The sequence below is a fragment of the Nocardia coffeae genome, from assembly GCF_019890715.1.
Taxonomy (GTDB): Bacteria; Actinomycetota; Actinomycetes; order Mycobacteriales; family Mycobacteriaceae; genus Nocardia; species Nocardia jiangxiensis.
Window position 1 is genome coordinate 175,047 of sequence record NZ_JAINZY010000002.1, and the last position, 16,965, is coordinate 192,011.

Annotated in this window: 17 protein-coding genes; 15 read left to right on the forward strand and 2 right to left on the reverse strand. The window is 66.0% G+C overall.

What is annotated here, in order from left to right:
* The first annotated feature begins 8 nt into the window (after nt 1-8).
* From K7711_RS09910 to K7711_RS09945, 8 genes are all read left to right on the forward strand, one after another.
* The gene (locus tag K7711_RS09910; RefSeq protein WP_222967288.1) at nt 9-455 is read left to right on the forward strand and encodes a Zn-ribbon domain-containing OB-fold protein; all 447 of its coding nucleotides are present in this window, start codon (nt 9-11) and stop codon (nt 453-455) included.
* A complete protein-coding gene (locus K7711_RS09915) occupies nt 452-1,609 on the forward strand; it encodes a thiolase C-terminal domain-containing protein (protein ID WP_222967290.1) in 1,158 nt (385 codons plus the stop codon). The genes K7711_RS09910 and K7711_RS09915 overlap by 4 nt, the downstream gene beginning before the upstream one ends.
* On the forward strand, nt 1,606-3,195 hold the full coding sequence (locus K7711_RS09920) for a FadR/GntR family transcriptional regulator (RefSeq protein ID WP_222967292.1): 1,590 nt from the start codon (nt 1,606-1,608) through the stop codon (nt 3,193-3,195). Before K7711_RS09915 ends, K7711_RS09920 begins: the two co-directional genes overlap by 4 nt.
* A 40-nt stretch (nt 3,196-3,235) precedes the next feature.
* Nucleotides 3,236-4,495 carry an amidohydrolase family protein gene (locus tag K7711_RS09925; RefSeq protein WP_222967294.1) on the forward strand — a complete coding sequence of 420 codons (1,260 nt, stop codon included), beginning with the start codon at nt 3,236-3,238 and terminating at the stop codon, nt 4,493-4,495.
* Nucleotides 4,496-4,574: 79 nt separating this feature from the next.
* A complete protein-coding gene (locus tag K7711_RS09930) occupies nt 4,575-4,928 on the forward strand; it encodes an EthD domain-containing protein (protein WP_222967302.1) in 354 nt (117 codons plus the stop codon).
* Nucleotides 4,925-5,149, forward strand: a complete 225-nt coding sequence (locus K7711_RS09935; RefSeq protein WP_222967304.1) for a hypothetical protein — start codon at nt 4,925-4,927, stop codon at nt 5,147-5,149. Before K7711_RS09930 ends, K7711_RS09935 begins: the two co-directional genes overlap by 4 nt.
* Nucleotides 5,150-5,288: 139 nt before the next feature.
* Nucleotides 5,289-6,032, forward strand: coding sequence for an SDR family NAD(P)-dependent oxidoreductase (locus K7711_RS09940; RefSeq protein ID WP_222969209.1), 744 nt, complete (start codon nt 5,289-5,291; stop codon nt 6,030-6,032).
* A 47-nt stretch (nt 6,033-6,079) separates the two neighbouring features.
* Complete coding sequence (locus tag K7711_RS09945; protein WP_222967306.1) at nt 6,080-6,970, forward strand: mycofactocin-coupled SDR family oxidoreductase; 891 nt, start codon at nt 6,080-6,082, stop codon at nt 6,968-6,970.
* A gap of 184 nt (nt 6,971-7,154) precedes the next feature.
* On the opposite strand, the gene K7711_RS09950 is transcribed toward K7711_RS09945, so the two are convergent.
* On the reverse strand, nt 7,155-7,598 hold the full coding sequence (locus K7711_RS09950) for a Zn-ribbon domain-containing OB-fold protein (RefSeq protein WP_308014614.1): 444 nt from the start codon (nt 7,596-7,598) through the stop codon (nt 7,155-7,157).
* The gene (locus tag K7711_RS09955; protein ID WP_222967308.1) at nt 7,595-8,755 is read right to left on the reverse strand and encodes a thiolase family protein; all 1,161 of its coding nucleotides are present in this window, start codon (nt 8,753-8,755) and stop codon (nt 7,595-7,597) included. Before K7711_RS09955 ends, K7711_RS09950 begins: the two co-directional genes overlap by 4 nt.
* 267 nt (nt 8,756-9,022) lie before the next feature.
* On the opposite strand from K7711_RS09955, the gene K7711_RS09960 reads away from it, so the two are divergent.
* From K7711_RS09960 to K7711_RS09990, 7 genes are all read left to right on the forward strand, one after another.
* Nucleotides 9,023-10,519: a class I adenylate-forming enzyme family protein gene (locus tag K7711_RS09960; RefSeq protein WP_222967316.1), complete on the forward strand. Its 1,497-nt coding sequence runs from the start codon at nt 9,023-9,025 to the stop codon at nt 10,517-10,519.
* Nucleotides 10,520-10,547: 28 nt separating this feature from the next.
* Entirely contained in the window at nt 10,548-10,877 is a 330-nt protein-coding gene (locus K7711_RS09965; RefSeq protein ID WP_222967318.1) for a hypothetical protein, read from the forward strand.
* Between the two features lie 54 nt (nt 10,878-10,931).
* The gene (locus K7711_RS09970; RefSeq protein ID WP_222967321.1) at nt 10,932-12,236 is read left to right on the forward strand and encodes an amidohydrolase family protein; all 1,305 of its coding nucleotides are present in this window, start codon (nt 10,932-10,934) and stop codon (nt 12,234-12,236) included.
* Nucleotides 12,237-12,250: 14 nt separating this feature from the next.
* Nucleotides 12,251-14,632, forward strand: a complete 2,382-nt coding sequence (locus tag K7711_RS09975) for a CaiB/BaiF CoA-transferase family protein (protein WP_222967323.1) — start codon at nt 12,251-12,253, stop codon at nt 14,630-14,632.
* 52 nt (nt 14,633-14,684) lie between these two features.
* Nucleotides 14,685-15,008 carry a hypothetical protein gene (locus tag K7711_RS09980; protein ID WP_222967325.1) on the forward strand — a complete coding sequence of 108 codons (324 nt, stop codon included), beginning with the start codon at nt 14,685-14,687 and terminating at the stop codon, nt 15,006-15,008.
* A 27-nt stretch (nt 15,009-15,035) separates the two neighbouring features.
* A complete protein-coding gene (locus tag K7711_RS09985) occupies nt 15,036-15,707 on the forward strand; it encodes a PadR family transcriptional regulator (protein WP_222967327.1) in 672 nt (223 codons plus the stop codon).
* 553 nt (nt 15,708-16,260) lie between these two features.
* The gene (locus K7711_RS09990; RefSeq protein WP_222967329.1) at nt 16,261-16,632 is read left to right on the forward strand and encodes a hypothetical protein; all 372 of its coding nucleotides are present in this window, start codon (nt 16,261-16,263) and stop codon (nt 16,630-16,632) included.
* Nucleotides 16,633-16,965 lie beyond the last annotated feature (333 nt).

Sequence of the window (16,965 nt, forward strand, 5' to 3'; positions counted from 1 at the left end):
GAAGTGCCATGACACGGACACACATTCGGGTCGCCGCCGACCCTCGTCCGGTGCCGGAACCCGATGACGTCACACGCTTCTACTGGGACGCGGCCGCCGCGGGGCGACTGGTGCTGCAGCGTTGCTGTTCGTGCCGGAGGATGCAGTACCCGCCCGAGATCTGCTGCGTGCACTGTCAGGGCGAGCACTTCGACCTCACCGAAATCGCCGGGTGCGGCGTGATCTACTCCTATTGCGTCATGGATCGGCCGCTACATGCCGGGTTCGTCGACGCGCTGCCGTATGTCGTGGTCCTCGTCGAGCTGGAAGATCAACCGGGGCTTCGGATTCTGGCCGATCTCGTAGCTGTGCCAGAGGGAACGCCGCTGTCCTGCGGACTGCCGGTCGAGGTCGTCTTCGAACAGCGGGGAGCGGTAACGCTGCCGCAGTTCCGGTTGATCGGGGGCGTGGCATGAGCCACTTGGCGCGCGAGGTCGCGCTGGTGGGTGTCGGTTATTCGGAACTGAGCCGGGTAGGTCAGCCACATCCCAAGGCGCTGGCGTTGGCGGCCGCGAAGGATGCACTGGCTGATGCGGGCGTGCCCAATGCAGATGTCGATGGCATCTTCGAGTACAAGTTCGGCCCGGAATCGCCTGGGGCCCAGGATATGGCGCGCCTACTGGGAGTGCACGACCTCGCCGCGTTCGCCGATATCTTCCCCAGCGGGCCGTCCGGTGTGGCCGGTGCGCTGGCCGGGGTGATGGCGGTGGCTTCGGGCGCCTGCGAGACCGCGCTGGTATTCCGGTGCCTGACCCGGGTGGCGGGACATCAGGGCGGTGTGGCTGCCGGACCCCGATCGGTGGGCGGACGCGATCAATTCCTCACCCCCTACGGCTATCTCGGCGGAATCCTGACCCTGCTCGGTCTGAAGAAACAGCGATGGATGGCCGAATACGGGCGCACCGAGGAGGATTTCGGCCGCATTGCCATCAATGCCCGGCGCTGGTCCGCGCTCAATCCGCGGGCGGTATTGCGCGATGAGCTGACGATGACGGACTACCTGTCCTCGCGCATGGTCGCCGACCCGCTGCGGGTCCTCGACTGTGACTATCCGGTCAATGGCGCCGTGGCTACCGTGATCACCACCGCCGAGCGAGCCGCCGACCTGCGCCAGCGCCCCGTACTCGTCGATGCCATGTCCTACGGCACCGGCGCAGGCGCGGACTGGATGTTCCATTCCGACTTCCTCTACGGGGGTGCGATCAACTGCGCGCAGCGGCTCTGGCAACGGTCCTCGGTCACCATCGCGGATGTCGATGTCGCGCAGCTCTACGACGGGTTCACCCCGGTGACCACCGCCTGGATCGAGGCGCTGGGAGCCTGTGGGACAGGCGAATTCGGCGACTGGCTGGGTGACGGCAGCCGCATCGGACCGGGCGGCGATTTCCCGCTCAACACCGCCGGCGGACAACTCGCCGAGGGACGGTTACACGGAATCGGATTCCTCAACGAAGCGGTGCTTCAGCTGCGGAATCAGTGTGCGGATCGCCAGGTGCCCGACGCTCGGGTGGCGGTGGTCGCCAGCGGCGTATATCCGCAGTGCGCGGCAATGGTACTGACATCATCATGACGAACCCCCCTGGCGACTCCGAGCGGGCGAGCCACCTCGCCGCGATCCCACCCAGCGACGACAGTCACTGGCGGGCCCTACCGCGCCGTAACACTCAGAAGGTTTCGCATCTGCTGGCTGCGGACCTGCGGCGGGAGATCCTCAGCGGGCAGTTGGTCGCGGACCAGCAGCTTCCTCCCGAAGCCGAACTCACTGCGAGACTGCGGATCTCCCGCGAGACGCTGCGTGAGGCGTTGCGGATTCTCGAGTCCCAACAGCTCATCGAGATCAGGCGTGGCCGGGGTGGGGGTGCGGTGGTGCGACGGCCCGGTCTGCAAGCTGTGGGGCGATATGTGACCCTGTTGCTGCAACTGCGCGGGACGAGCCTGGCCCATCTGGAAGAAGCCCGATCGGTGATCGAGCCGCCGGTCGCCGAATTGGTCGCCCTTCGGGCAACGGACGAGGATCTGGACCGTCTTGTTGCGCTGCACGATGCCGAGCGGGCCGCCGAGGACGATCCGCTCGCCTTCGTCACCGCCGTGGGAAGGTTCGACCAGGTCCTCACCCAGCTTTCCGGCAATCGGACCATCGAGGTGATCGCGGGAGTATTCCGCGATATCTATGCCGGGCAGGTCTACTCGGTGATCGGGAACGCCGATCCGGCGGTGGCGCAGCGCGTTGCCCGGCGGGTTGTGGTCGGGCACAGTGCATTCCTCGATGCCGTTCGCAGGCGGGAGGCATCGCTGGCCCGAAAGGTGTGGAGCGATTACCTCTACACCACGAGCCGAATCCTGGTCGGCCGCAACATCAGTCGTCAGCCCATCGATATCGCCCCGCTGTGGCGTGCCCTGGCCGGGCAGTCTGATCCCGAGTCCGCGCCGCGGCGCGCCACGGTGGTGGCCGCAGAAATCCGCACGCGTATCGCCGAAGGCCGACTCGGCGAGGGCGACCGGCTTCCGCCGCAGGCCGATCTGGCCGAGGAGTTCGGGGTTTCTCGGCCGACGCTGCGCGAAGCGCTGCGAATCCTGGAGATGGAATACCTGCTCGACCTGCGCACCGGCGACCGGGGAGGCGCTACCATCCTGCGGCCCTCGACACGGGTCGCCGCGCAGCTGTCGGGCATCGTGCTGGAAGCGCGGGGGACAACCCTGGCGGACTTCTCCCGGGCCCTGCGGCTGATCGAACCACCGATCATGGGCCTGGTCGCGTTGCGCAGCAGTCCCGAGCAACTCGCCACACTGGCCGCCGTGGCTCTGGACATGGCTGACGCCGTCGATGACACCACGCGGTTCGTCGAAGCCTGGCAGGACGGTGAACGGGCCGCGTTGTCGGCAGTCGAGAACCCGGCACTGACCGTTATCGCGGAGATCCTGCACTGGGTGCGGGCCGGGGTCGACCCGGCGGTCACCGCCGACGCCAAGAGCGTCCCGTGGGTGGCCACGACCAACCGTCGGGCTCAGGCCGGCTTCGCGGACTTCGTCGCGGCGGCGGCCGAACACGACGACGCCCGCGCCAGTCGGGTGTGGGCCGAATGCTTCAGCGCTCTCGCGCCCTGGATCGAGGAATCCGAGCTCGGTACCCGGCTGGTGCTGGATCTGATCGGTTGATATTGCGCCCCGTGGCGATCGAGGGAAACGAGGAGGACCGATGAATGTCGACGACCTGATTCTGGTGAGTGTGGACGACCACGTCATCGAACCGGCGCACCTGTTCCAGGGCCGTGTTCCGAGGAAGTACCGGGACCTCGCGCCACGCTTCGTTCGTCGCGAGGACGGGACCATGGCCTGGCTCTACGACGGGCACACGATCCTCAACACCGCCCTCAACGCCGTCGCCGGACGCCCACCCTCGGAGTTCGGCAGGGAACCCACCCGCATCGAAGAGATCCGGACCGGCTGCTACGACATTCACGACCGGATCAAGGACATGAACGCCAACGGGGTGCTCGGATCGATGTGCTTCCCCTCGTTTCCCCGTTTCTGCGGGCAACTGTTCGCCGAGACCGCCGACAAGGATCAGGCCGCCGCCATGGTCCGCGCCTATAACGACTGGCATATGGAGGAATGGGCGGGGACCTACCCCGGCCGCATCATCCCCCTCGCGCTGCCGATGATGTGGGATCCCGAGGCCGCCGCCACGGAGGTTCACCGGATGGCCGAAAAGGGTTGCCACGCAGTGACATTCTCCTCCAGCCCCTACGATCTCGGCCTGCCCAGCCTGTATTCGGATCACTGGGACCCGTTGTGGGCCGCCTGCGCCGAGGAGGGCACCGTCGTGTGTATGCATCTCGGCTCGAATTCCAAGCCGCCCATGACATCTCCCGACGCACCGATCGAACTCGTGTACACCCTTTCGCCGGTGGGGCTGTTCTCCGCCGCCGCCGACCTGCTCTGGAGTCAGGTGTTCCGCAGGTTCCCGACACTGCGAGTGGCGTTGTCCGAGGGCGGAATCGGGTGGCTGCCCTACTTCCTGGAACGGATCGATTACATCTACGGACACACCCAGCACTGGAGCGGGATGGATCTCGCCGGACGGCTGCCTTCGGAGATCTTCTCCGAACACGTGATCCTGTGCTTCATCGACGATCTGGTGGGCATCGAGAACCGCCACCACCTCAATGTCGACAACGTCACCTGGGAGTGCGACTACCCGCACTCCGATTCCACCTGGCCGGTCGCGCCGGAGAAACTGCTGCCCTCGCTGACCGACATGCCCGACGACGAGATCGACAAGATCACCCACCGAAATGCCATGCGGCACTTCCGGTATGACCCGTTCGCTCATATACCCCGCGATCAGGCGACGGTCACCGGGCTGCGCGCGCAGGCGGCGGGATGGGATATCAGCGTGCAGTCGGTCAAACATCTACGTCCGGCAGCGGCCCGTACGCCGGGAACGCTCTCATGACGCTGCGACCAGCGCCGAGGGCATGTTGTTGCTGTAAACCGCGCCTCTGTCGACGTTGGCGAAGAACAGGACAATCGACATGACCGACACGTTCATACAAATCGTCTACTCGAATCCCGTGGCAGGCAGGGAAGACGAGTTCAACGAGTGGTACGACAACGTCCACGTCCCGCAACTGCTCGCGGTTCCCGGCATGCGGTCCGCGCAGCGATATACGTTGCGAGATTCCGAAATCTACCGAGCACCGGGCGCATCCACCCCCGAGCAGCGATACGCCATCATCTACGAGATGCAGGGCGAGGCCGAAGCGATCATGGCAGAGATACGGGCCAGGGTGGCATCGGGACAGATCCGGATGCACGACAGCCTCGACATGAGCAGCTGGCGGCTCGCGTTCTGGACGCCGCGCGGCCCGAGAGCGGAATCGAAATGACCGATACCGCAATCATTCCCGAAAAGCTCGGTGGCCGGCTCGATCGGCACAATGTTCCCGGCCGCGGCGTGGTTGCGCGCCACCGCGCCGCGTCCGACGCGCTCGGCGTGAAAGGCGGTAGCGCCGATCCGAAGGTCCTGGACGCCTTCGGCCCGATGGCGATGCGGTCGATCGCCACCGCCGCCGAACTGGCCCGATCCTTGTCCGCGAAGACTCGCTGACCGGCGTACGCCGCTCGACCGGTTCCCGAAGAACAACACACCCACGCTGCGCATTCGACAGCGTGAACTCAGAAGTGGAGATACCGTGCCCGATCTCGATCCGAGCGTTCCGTCCGACGGACTCGCCGCACAGCTGGATATGTCCGGCAAGGTCGCGGTCGTCACCGGCGGCAGCCGCGGCATCGGCCGCGCCGTAGCTACCGAATTCGCCAGGGCCGGAGCCGATGTCGTCATCGCCAGCCGCAAACTCGACAACTGCGAAGCGGTAGCCACGGAGATCGAGGCCATCACCGGTCGTCGCGCGTTGCCGGTAGGCTGCCACGTCGGCCGCTGGGATGCCGCCCAGGTCCTGTTCGACACCGTCTACGACACCTTCGGCCGCTGCGACGTTCTGGTCAACAACGCCGGAATGTCGCCGGTCTACGACGATCTGCCCTCGGTCACCGAAGAGCTCTACGACAAGGTCCACGCGGTCAACGCCCGTGGCCCGTTTCGCCTTTCAGCTCTGTTCGGCGCGCGGATGGCCGAGGGCGAGGGCGGATCGATCATCAACGTGACCACGGCCGGGACCTTGCGTCCGGGCGTCGAGGATCTCCCGTACGCGATGGCCAAGGCCGGCCTCAACGCGCTCACTCTGGCCCTCGCCGGAGCATGGGCGCCCAAGGTCCGCGCCAACCTCGTGCTGCCCGGAGCGTTCGACACCGACATTTCCAAGGCTTGGGGCCCTGAGGCCCAGGCTCACGCCGCCGCGATGAATCCGATGAAACGCATCGGCGTACCGGCGGATATCGCCGGACTGTGCGTATTGCTGGCCAGTCCGGCCGCGGGGTACATCAACGGTGCCCAGGTGCTGGTCGACGGCGGCCTGTTCCGGACGCTCTGACATCAACTTCGATCGACCACAGCGCCGTGGACACCCGAGGAGGAACTATGGCAGGACGTATGCAGGGAAAGGTCTCGTTCATCACCGGCGCGGGCCGAGGACAGGGACGAGCCCACGCGGTACTGCAGGCCCGAGAGGGCGCGGACATCATCGCCATCGACATCTGCCAGGACATCGATTCCAATCCGTATCCGATGGCGAGCTGGGAAAACCTTTCCGAGACAAAGCAACTCGTCGAACAAGAAGGCCGTCGCTGCATTGTCGCCAAGGCCGACGTGCGCAACCGGCAGCAACTCGCCGACGCCCTCGACAACGGGATCACCGAACTGGGCCCGCTGACGAACGTCATGGCCAACGCGGGCATCCTGCCCTTGGCCATGGGCGACCCCCAGCCCATGGATTTCCACGATGCCGTCGACGTCGACCTCATCGGCGTGATGAACACCGTCGCTGTGGCGGTCCCGCACCTGCTCGCAGCAGGCAGCGGCGGCTCGATCGTGATCACCGGATCCACCGCGGCGCTGATTCCCAACACCACGTCCTCGACCGACCCTCGCATGATCATGGGTCCCGGCGGCGCGGGGTACAGCTGGTCCAAACAGACACTCGTCGGCTACACCCGAGAGATGGCGCAGCACCTCGCGCCCAGCGGGATCCGGGTCAACATCGTGCATCCGACCAACTGCAACACCCACCTGATGAACGCCCAGGGCATCTACCAGGTCTTCCGCCCCGACATCGACGGAGAAGTCACCAAGGACGACTTCCGGCCCGCCTCCGCCGCATACCACGCCCTGCCCGCGCCCTGGCTCGAACCCGAGGACGTCGCCGAACTCGTGCTCTTCCTGGCCTCCGACGCCGCCCGACATATGACCGGCACCAGCATCCCGATCGACCTGGGCTGCATGGTCAAATGGCCCCACGGCCCCGGACAGTGAACCGTTTCCGCGTCCTTGACCTACGAGTCGCCAGAGTAGGCCGTGGCGCACGAGTATCGAACGCCGGGAATCGGTGCGCAGACGGCGTCGGTCGGAGCCGACGCGTGCGAGCCGGATCGGGTGACTGCGGCCTCGCCCGCGAGCGGAGCCGGTGATGAAGGCGACTGTGTGGGAAAGGGATTCGTTATTTCTGTGTCTGTTTCGTTGTGACGGGACGGAAATACGGCAAGTGCAGCTCGCCGTGGACGCGATGGAATGCGACCTGCACGCGCATGTCGGGGGTGATGTCGCCCGGTGCTGTGCCGATCAGGTTGGTGACTGTTCGGAAACCCTCGTCGAGGTGCACTATGGCGGGCGCGTACGGGAGTTCGGCGAACGCGGGCGTGACCGGACGATGCACCACCGTCCAGCTGTACAGGGTGCCGTGACCGGCGCTGACATGCCATGTCAGGTCAGCGATCTGGCATTCTCGACAGATCTCGACGGGAGGAAAGTTGACCGATGCGCAGCCGGCGCAGATCTGGTACCGCAGCTCGCCGGCAGCGATGCCCGCCCAGAAGTGCGCGCTGACCCGGGTCGGCCGCGAACACGGCAGCGGGCCGCGTTGCGGGAGGAGGATTTCGGTCACGACAGATCCGCTCCGAGCAGGATCACCGATGTGAACAGCGCCCCGGCGCCTCCGCCGCTGCACAGCGCGATACGAGCGCCGGGGACCTGCAGCGGCCCCGCTTGCCCGCGTACCTGCTGAACGCCGCGAATGACGCGCTGCAGCATCTGCGGCGAAGCTCCGGCATGACTGAATGACATCGTTCCTCCGTCGGTCGTCACCGGGTGGCTGCTGGTGATCGAGATGTGCCCGTCCTCCACGAACGGGCCGCCCTCGCCCGGTTCGCAAAAGCCGAAGGCCTCGAGTTGCCGGATGATCTCGAACGAGAACGGGTCGTACAGCTCGAGCACGTCCACGTCGGATCTCGAGATTCCGGCCCGACGGAACGCGCGTCGGCACGCTCTGGCGCCGACCCTGCCGTTCACCTCGTCGCCTCGGCGTCCGGTCAGATCCCAGGCGGGGGCGAACTGATAGGAGGGACCGAAGTGGTCGGAACCCGAGCCGAGGACGTACACCGGCCGTCCGGCCGAATCGGCAGCGCGATCGTCGGTGGTGACGACGAGCGCGCACCCGCCTTCCGAGGTCATCGAACAGTCGAGGAGATGGAAAGGGTCGGCCACCATCCGCGAGGCGAGGATGTCCTCGGGCTCGAACGGTCCTCGCCCGTAGTAGACGGCCTCGGGATTGCGGTGGCCATTGTTGCGGATCGTCGCGGCGACAGCGGCCAGCTGTTCCGGCGTGGTGCCGTACTCGATCATGTGCCTGCGGGCGATCAGGGCGAACTCGGCAGCAGTGAACAGGCCGAATGGTGCGACGTATTCGTTCTCCGGGCGGGTCCAGGGTGCTGTCGAGTCGTGCTCGGTGTAGATCCCGGCCGCTCCGGCCACGATGAGGACGACGTCGGCCTCGCCCATCTCCACGGCGGCGGCTGCTTCGGCGACGGCGGAGACCCCGAATCGGCCGCCGATCCAGGCGGGGCCGAGCCTGAGGTCGTAGACCAGCGCCGTCGTGGCGTCGGGTTCGCTGATCACTCCGTCGACGTCCGAGAGTGTGAGGCCGGCGTCGTCGAGTGCTCCGAGCGCGGCTTCGGCGACCAGCGTGCGGCTGGTTCGGTTCTCCAGGCGCCGAGCCTGTTTCGTGTTGTGGACGCCCACGATGGCGGCGCGCCGTTTCGTCATGAATTCCTCGTACTCGCTGACAGCTCACGTCCGCCTGACCCGGCAAGTGTGATGCAGGCCACGACGATATCAGACTAATAGATCAAGTTTGATCCGGATCTCCAGGTTCGATCTGTCGGGAGCTTACACCTCAATAACGCTACAGCAGTGGCGATTTCCGAAAAGCCCCTGAGCGGCAGGCCTGGTCACGGCCGGGCTCGCCGAACAGATTGACGGGACTAATAGTCTGTTGTTTACTGGCGACGTACGTCACACATCGGAGAGCTCGTGAGCATCTGCACCCTGTTGTCGATGGCCTCCTCCGTCCTTCCGGAGCGCCTCGTGTTTCCCCGTACCAGCCTGGCCGAGATGGAGGCGGACACCCGCCGTGGCGCGACCTGGCTGCGCGGCCGGTCCCCGGGGAGCGTCGTCTACCTCGGCCCCAATTCGCCCCTCTTCGCCACCGCGCTGTTCTCGGCGGCGGGTGCCGGTGTGCCGTTCGTCCCGCTGAACTATCGCTTGCCCGCCCAGGCACTGGGTCGTCTGCTCGGACGCCTCGACAGGCCGCTGATCATGGCGGTGCCCGCATATCTGACGATGGTGGCGGGGGCGGGGTATCCGGTGGTGCCCACGGTCGATTGGCTGGATGAAATCCGCACCTCCACCACCGCGACGGACGGTCCCGAGGCGGATGCCGACTCCGCGGCGGTTCTGCTGTTCACCAGTGGCACGACGGCCGACCCCAAATGCGTGGTGCTGCGGCACGCGAATCTGCTGTCCTATGTACTCGGCACCGTGGATCTGGCCACCGCGGACGAGACCGATTGCGCGCTGGTGTGCGTGCCGCCGTACCACATCGCCGGAGTCGGGTCCGCGCTGTCGAATCTGTATGCCGGGCGACGGGTCGTCCATCTGCCCGACTTCGACCCCGCGCACTGGTTGAGACTGGTACGGATGGAACGGGTTACCACCACAATGGTGGTTCCCACCATGCTCGCCCGGATCGTCGACCATCTCGGCGGTGCGCCGGCCGACTGTCCTACGTTGCGGTCACTGGCCTATGGCGGCGCCCGGATGCCGCGACCGGTTCTCGAAGCGGCGCTGCGGGCGTTCCCGGGCACGGACTTCGTGAATGCCTATGGGCTCACCGAAACCAGTTCGACGATCGCGGTGCTGGGGCCGGACGAGCATCGAGTGGCATTCTCCTCCGCCGACCCTGCGGCGCTGCGCAGGCTTGCGTCGGCGGGGCGGTTGGTGCCCGGCGTCGAGGCCGAGGTCCGGGACGAGGACGGAACCGTATTGCCGCACGGTCAGGAAGGCGAACTGTGGGTGCGGGGGCCGCAGATCTCCGGCGAATACCAGGGCATGTCGTCGGTACTCGATCCCGCCGGCTGGTTCCCGACCAAGGATCGGGCGTCCTTCGACCCCGAGGGCTATCTGTATATCGCGGGCCGCTGTGACGACGTCATCATCCGGGGCGGGGAAAACATTGCCCCGGCCGAGGTCGAGGACGCGTTGCTACGCCATCCCGCGGTGAGCGACGTGGCAGTGATCGGACTGCCGGACCGGGAGTGGGGCCAGCGTCTCGTCGCCGTCGTCGTTCCCCGTGTCGGTGCCCGGGTCGATGTGCGAGCCATTCGTGAGCACGCGCGAGCTCTGCTGCGGGGGTCCCGCACGCCGGACGAGGTGATCGTCCGATCCGAGCTACCGCAGACGCCCAGCGGCAAGGTTCACCGCCGGCGACTGGTGGAGATGCTCGGCGAAGAGTCCGAGATACCGGCCTGACCCGTTGTCCAGGAAGGAGAAACCTCGAATGAGTACAGAAACCGGGCCGAGCCTGAGGGCCGGGCTGCGATTGTGCAGCCAGGTGTGCGACACGGAGGTGATCGTCGTACGCGCCGGGGCCGGTCCCGCGGTACTGAGTTGCGGCGGCGTGCCGATGCGCGAACGCGGCAGTGCTCACGACCGCGCTGTCACACCCGCCGGAACGAAGATGACCGGATCCATGCTCGGCAAACGGTATACGCACCCTGATCACCCTGGACTCGAGGTCCTGGTGACGGTCGCCGGGAACGGTGGGCTGTCGATCGGGGACGGGGATCTGGTGATCAAGGAGAGCAAACCACTGCCGGCGAGCGACTGACCCTGCGTCGCTCATCCGAACCACTCGAATTCCGACCAACCCACGGAGCTTGACATGAACAAGGACGATTTGATCTTGATCAGCGTCGACGATCACATCGCCGAACCCGCTGACATGTTCGAGGCGCACGTGCCGTTGCGCTACAAGGATAAAGCCCCCCGCGTCATCCACGAGCCGGACGGCACCCAGCAGTGGTACTACGGCGACTTGCGTGGCCGGAACATGGGCCTCAACGCCGTCGCCGGCAAGCCCCGGGAGATGTACAACATCGACGCGTCGAGCTATGACGAGATGCGCCCGGGATGCTTCAACGTCGATGAGCGGGTTCGCGACATGAATGCGGGCGGGCAACTCGCCGGGCTGAATTTCCCGAACTGGACGGGCTTTTCGGGCCAGGTCCTCAATCAGGGTCCCGACCGGGACCTGAATCTGATCATGATCAAGGCGTACAACGACTGGCACGTCGACGAATGGTGCGGGTCCTATCCCGGGCGGTTCATCCCGTGCGGGATTCTGCCCCTGTTCGACGCCGAGGAGGCGGCCAAGGAGATCAAGCGCTTGGCCGACAAAGGCTGCCACGCTGTCACATTCTCGGAGAACCCCGAGGCATTGAACATGCCCACCATCCACACGGACTATTGGTATCCGGTATTCCGGGCGGCGTCGGACAACGACGTCGTGCTCTGTACCCATGTCGGCTCCTCGTCGCGGATGCCGCTGGTCTCCACCGACGCACCGCCGAGCGTCGCGATGACCGTCTCGTCGATGATGAGCATGTACACGCTGACCGAGCTCATCTGGGCCGAGTTCTGGCGAGACTTCCCCGACCTGAAATTCTCATTGACCGAGGGTGACGTGGGCTGGATCCCGTATTTCCTCTGGCGCTCGCAACATGTCCTCAACCGGCACTCGGGCTGGACCAAGGCAAGCTTCCCACCCGGATACTCGGGCCCGGCGGATGTATTCCGCAAGCACATCTACTGCTGCTTCATTTCCGACAAGGTCGGCGTCGACATCCTGAAATGGTTCGGCGAGGACAACCTGTGCTGGGAGTCGGACTACCCGCATTCGGACTCGAACTGGCCGTTCGCGCCCGAGGACGTCATCGATACGATGGGCCATCTGCCGGACGAGGAGATCAACAAGATCACTCACCGAAATGCCATGAAGGCTTACTCGTTCGATCCGTTCACCCACATTCCGAAGGAACACGCGACGGCCGGTTACCTGCGATCGCAGGCGAACGATGTGGATGTGGTCACCCATGTCGGGCGTGAGGCGAGCGAGCGGGACCTGGAGGCATGGGCACGAATGACGCGATTCGGCCAGGCCCGCACCGGCGTGGAAGCCGGAAGCTGAGAACGCCGACGATCATGGACAAACCTATGCCGTTCGCGGAACTCCGCGTCGTCGAGATCTCTGCGGGCATCGCGGCGGCCTACTGCGGCAAGCTGTTCACCGACACCGGTGCCGATGTCATCAAGATCGAGCCACCCACCGGTGATCCGTTACGCCGATGGGGTGTCTCGGGAACCGAATACCCGAGCAGCGGCGTGCTGTTCGACTTCCTGCACGCCGGCAAGGATTCGGTAGTGGCCGAGCCGTCCTCGGCTGCCACCGTGGCCCACCTGTTCGAATGTGCCGATCTGATCGTGACCGACGGCTCTGGAGGGTGGACGCTGCCGTTCGTGCGGGAACTGGCCGGGCCGGATTCTTCCGCGGTGGCGGTCACGGTGACCCCGTTCGGGCTGGACGGTCCCTATGCCGAGGCCGACCGCGCGGTCAACGAGTTCGTGCTGCAGGCGATGTGCGGCTCGATCGAGGGCAGGGGCTGGCCGGGCGAGATGCCGCTGCAGGCCGGTGGTCGCACGGGGGAGTGGGTAGCCGGCGTCTACGGTGCGGTAGCCGCGGCTGCCGCCGTGCGCCGCAGCCGTCGCATCGGTGAGGGTGATGTCATCGATGTCTCGATCTTCGAGTCGATGGTGGTGACGATGGGCGGCCTGGGCGCCGTCTCGGCGAGCGTGCTGGGTGCACGTCAGCCGGCCGTGGGGCGCAGTCTGGAATTGCCGTCCATCGTGCCGACAGCCGACGGTCTGGTCGGCTTCTGCACGATTACCGCCCAGCAGTTCGCCGACTTCCTGGTACTCATCGAGCGGCCCGATCTGCTCGACGACGCCGACTTGGCGTCTTTTGCCGGCCGGGTCCGCAGGCGGGACGAATTCCGGGAGATGGTTCACGCATGGGCGGCGGACCGGACAACCGCCGAGATCGTGGAAATCGCCTCCGCGCTGCGGATCCCGGTTGCGCCTATCGGCACGCCGACCTCGGTCGCCGACATCGACCATTTCCAGGAGCGTGGCGTATTCGTCAAAAACAGTGCCGGCCGCCTGCAACCCCGGGTCCCGTACCGTAGCGCCGCGTTCGACACGGCCCCTCCCGCCCCGCCGCCGCCGCTGGGCGACTCCGGTCGAATCACACGGTGGGACAACCGATCACGACCCAACCCCGGATCCCCGGGCGAGCAGTCCCGGCCCCTGCACGGACTGCGGATCATCGACTTCACCGCTTTCTGGGCCGGCCCCTGCGCGACGCACACGCTCGCCGCACTCGGCGCTGACGTGATCAAGGTGGAAGGACTGCGACGTCCGGACGGAATGCGATTCTCCGGCGGGCTGCCGCCGACGGTCGATCGCTGGTGGGAATGGGGTCCGGTGTTCCTGGCCTCGAACTCCGGAAAACGCGATGTCACACTGGAATTGAGCCGCGATGACGCGCGTGAACTGGCTCTGCGGCTGATCGCGACCGCCGACCTCGTGATCGAGAACTTCTCCCCGCGAGTGATGAACAACCTCGGTCTCACCTGGGACGATGTGCGCGCGGCCAACTCTCGCGCGGTGCTGGTCCGGATGCCGGCGTTCGGGCTCGACGGTCCCTGGCGCGACCGTGTGGGATTCGCCCAGACCATGGAACAGGCCAGCGGCATGGCATGGATGACCGGGCCCGCCGACGGACCGCCGATCATCCCCCGCGGCGTGTGCGATCCGGTCGCCGGTCTGCACGCGGCATTCGCAGCCCTGGCCGCGCTCGAGGTGCGCGACCGCACCGGCTGCGGAATGCAGATCGAGTCCACCATGGTGGAAGCGGCTCTGAACGTCGCCGCGGAAGCACTGCTCGAGGCGGGAGCGCACGGCAAGGAGCCGATGCGTGACGGCAACCGCGGCCCCGGCGCGAGTCCCCAGGGCGTGTACGCGACGGCGGAGGACGACCGATGGCTGGCGCTGGCCGTACTCGACGACGATCAGTGGAAGCGGTTCGCCGCGTTGATCGGACGGCCGGACCTGGCCGGTCGTGAGGACCTGGCGACCGAGCGTGGCCGGCGCGCGGCCGCGGACGAACTGGACCGAGTGGTGGCGTCATGGGCGGGCACGACCGGCGTCGACGAAGCGGTCGAGATGCTCGCCACCGCCGCAGTGGCGGGGGCGCGGGTTACCCGGGCGGTGGACCTGCTCGACGATCCACACCTGGTGGCGAGAGGCTTCTGGGAGGAGGTCGAACATCCCGTGGTGGGCCGGTTCCGCACGACGGGAATGCCGTTCCGCATGCAGAGTGTCGACGGGCCGTGGATGCGGACAGCCGCGCCGCTGCTCGGACAGCACAACTCGGAAATACTCGGCGAGATTCTAGGTCTGACCCCCGAAGAACTCCGGGCGCTCACGCAGACGGGGGTGATCGGGGAAAGACCCGCGGGGTTGTGACCGTGGTGAGTAGCCGGCTACGCCGGCATCCGTCGGAAAGGTGGACAAACCTATGGCAGTCACCCTGTGCGTTGCTCCTCGCAAAGGCGAATTGTGTGCGCCGATCCGGTTCACACTGTCGTCGGATCAGACCTTCCTCGAGCTGACCGCGCGCCACCTCATCCGGAAGGTCGAACTCGGAAGCGATGACGAAGTCGTGGTGTTCGTGGACATCACCGATCCCGAGACGTCTCGGCCGGTGCACGTGCGCTTCGATCTCATCGACGCCGGCGGTGCTCTGGGCTCCCGCGGTGTGCTCGTCGGCACTATCGAGCGCGGCGGGCGCCGACTCGACGTCGTCGGAACCTACTTGGGCGTCGTCTCCGAGGAGAACTGACATCTTGCCACCGTCTATCGTCGGGTCATGACCGAGCCATCCGAGCCGGACAACACGTCTACCGGCGAGTTGCCCTCCACGGCCTACGCGGTGCTGGCCGTTCTTTCGGTGAACGACGAAGAACTCTCACCACGCGAGATCCGGACGCGTTCGCACTACACGCTGCGGCACTTCTATTGGTCACCCGCGGTCAGCCATATCCGCAAGGAACTGCGCCGACTGTGCGAACTCGGGCTGGTCGAGGAACGCGACACGACCGTCGTCGGAAGAGTCCGGCGCAGCCAGGTCTATCAGACCACCAGTGCGGGCGAGGCTGCCCTCGCCCGCTGGGTGGCCCGCAGTGACACCGGGGAGTCGGTGATCGTCAAGAACTCCGTTCTCCTGAGAGTTTTCCTGGGCGCAAAGGCTCCCTTGGAAACCATGCTGTCGGTACTCGACACTCGAATCGCCGAGATCGAAGAAGCGATCAACGACGCCAATTGGAGTTCGCGTCGAGCGTCCGAACTCGGATTGGCGGACCAGGAGAATTTGCGCTTCTCCCGTGCTGTGAGCGAATACAATCTACGGTCCCTATATTTCGAGCAGACCAACCTGCGTCAGCTCCGGGCCCAGATCGAAGGCTTCGACACAGCCGCGTTCACCAAAGACATCAGCCGACCACGCGGCGAGATCCGACACCGCCACACCCCACCGCACTGACGTGGGGACCAGCGTCTCCGTAACGCTGCTGCCGATAGCGCGCACCGAAATCCCATGTGCCCGGCGGGTGAGGTCGAAACTGCCGTCGTCGAGTTGCCGGGCCGCCGCGTCCGGCGTGGCGTCTCGGGTGAGCGGATCCGCGATACCCGAGCGCGCCCGCACCGTCGCCTCCGGATATCGGGTGGTCGAACGCTCCGGCGGCGCGCAGTGGCGGTATAACTTCGCGGGACGAAGACGCGCAGATCGGGGGGGTACCTGTGGTTGCACGGTGTAGCCGTCGACGATGGCACGGCCCGAATAACGAAGGCGGTCGGCAGTTATTTACCGTGAGCAGGGTTAGCTCTCGCGTAGCTGAACTGATCGGCGCATACTGTAGGCGTCAGCCGCTGCAACGATAATGCAACTGTACCTTCCGGATCGTTGGCCGCGATGCCGAGACACCATGGGCCGCGCTTCCCCGAGGTTTCGAGCAATGTCGTCGCCCTGCGAACAAGATATATGCGGTGACGATCGATGGGAGTGGCGTTCGTCTACCGTTCCGGAAGGCAACGAGATGACCAAGGAGATTTACCGAACAAACATACGTCAGTGGTTCGCCACGCTCGCGCTGGCGGCAATAGCGACAGCAATTCCGGTGACGGCGATGGTTCCGGCCGTTGCCGCGCCGACCACGGGGCAGGGCATAGTGCAGGTCGACCGGTCCGGGGGCCAGGCTGCCGCACCGCCATACGTGCCACCCCCGGCGCCGCATGGTTGTGGCACTGCCAACTGCTACTACGACGGCCAGGACAACAACGGCTGCGGCCGCAACAGCAACACCGGTGACAAGAGTGGCTGCGACAACAACGGTACTGGTGAAGGCAACAATGGTCCCGGTAATCGCCCCTACTCGGGCAACGCCCTCGGCCATCTGAGCTCGAACTGACGCGCAGCGCGCCGCGAACCGTGGCTCCTCGCTCACGAATCGGTCGTGGATCGCCTCGATTCCCCCGCCCCGGTCACCACAGCAGTAACCGAGGCGCCGATCTCGACTTCGGGCCACGCGGCTCGCAGCACAGCGAAGCGGCAGGGCAGGTTCTGGTACCGATCGATCGCTCCGCGGTACCACCCGGTCCCCACCGATGGTCCAGGTACATGTTCACGCCGGCGATCTCGTCGGAAATCGCGAAGTCCTGCTGCGTGACCTCGCGCGCCCAGCCACCTCGCTGGATCGGCGCGGGGAGATGTTGAACGACGACCAGACGAAGGGCTGAGTGCC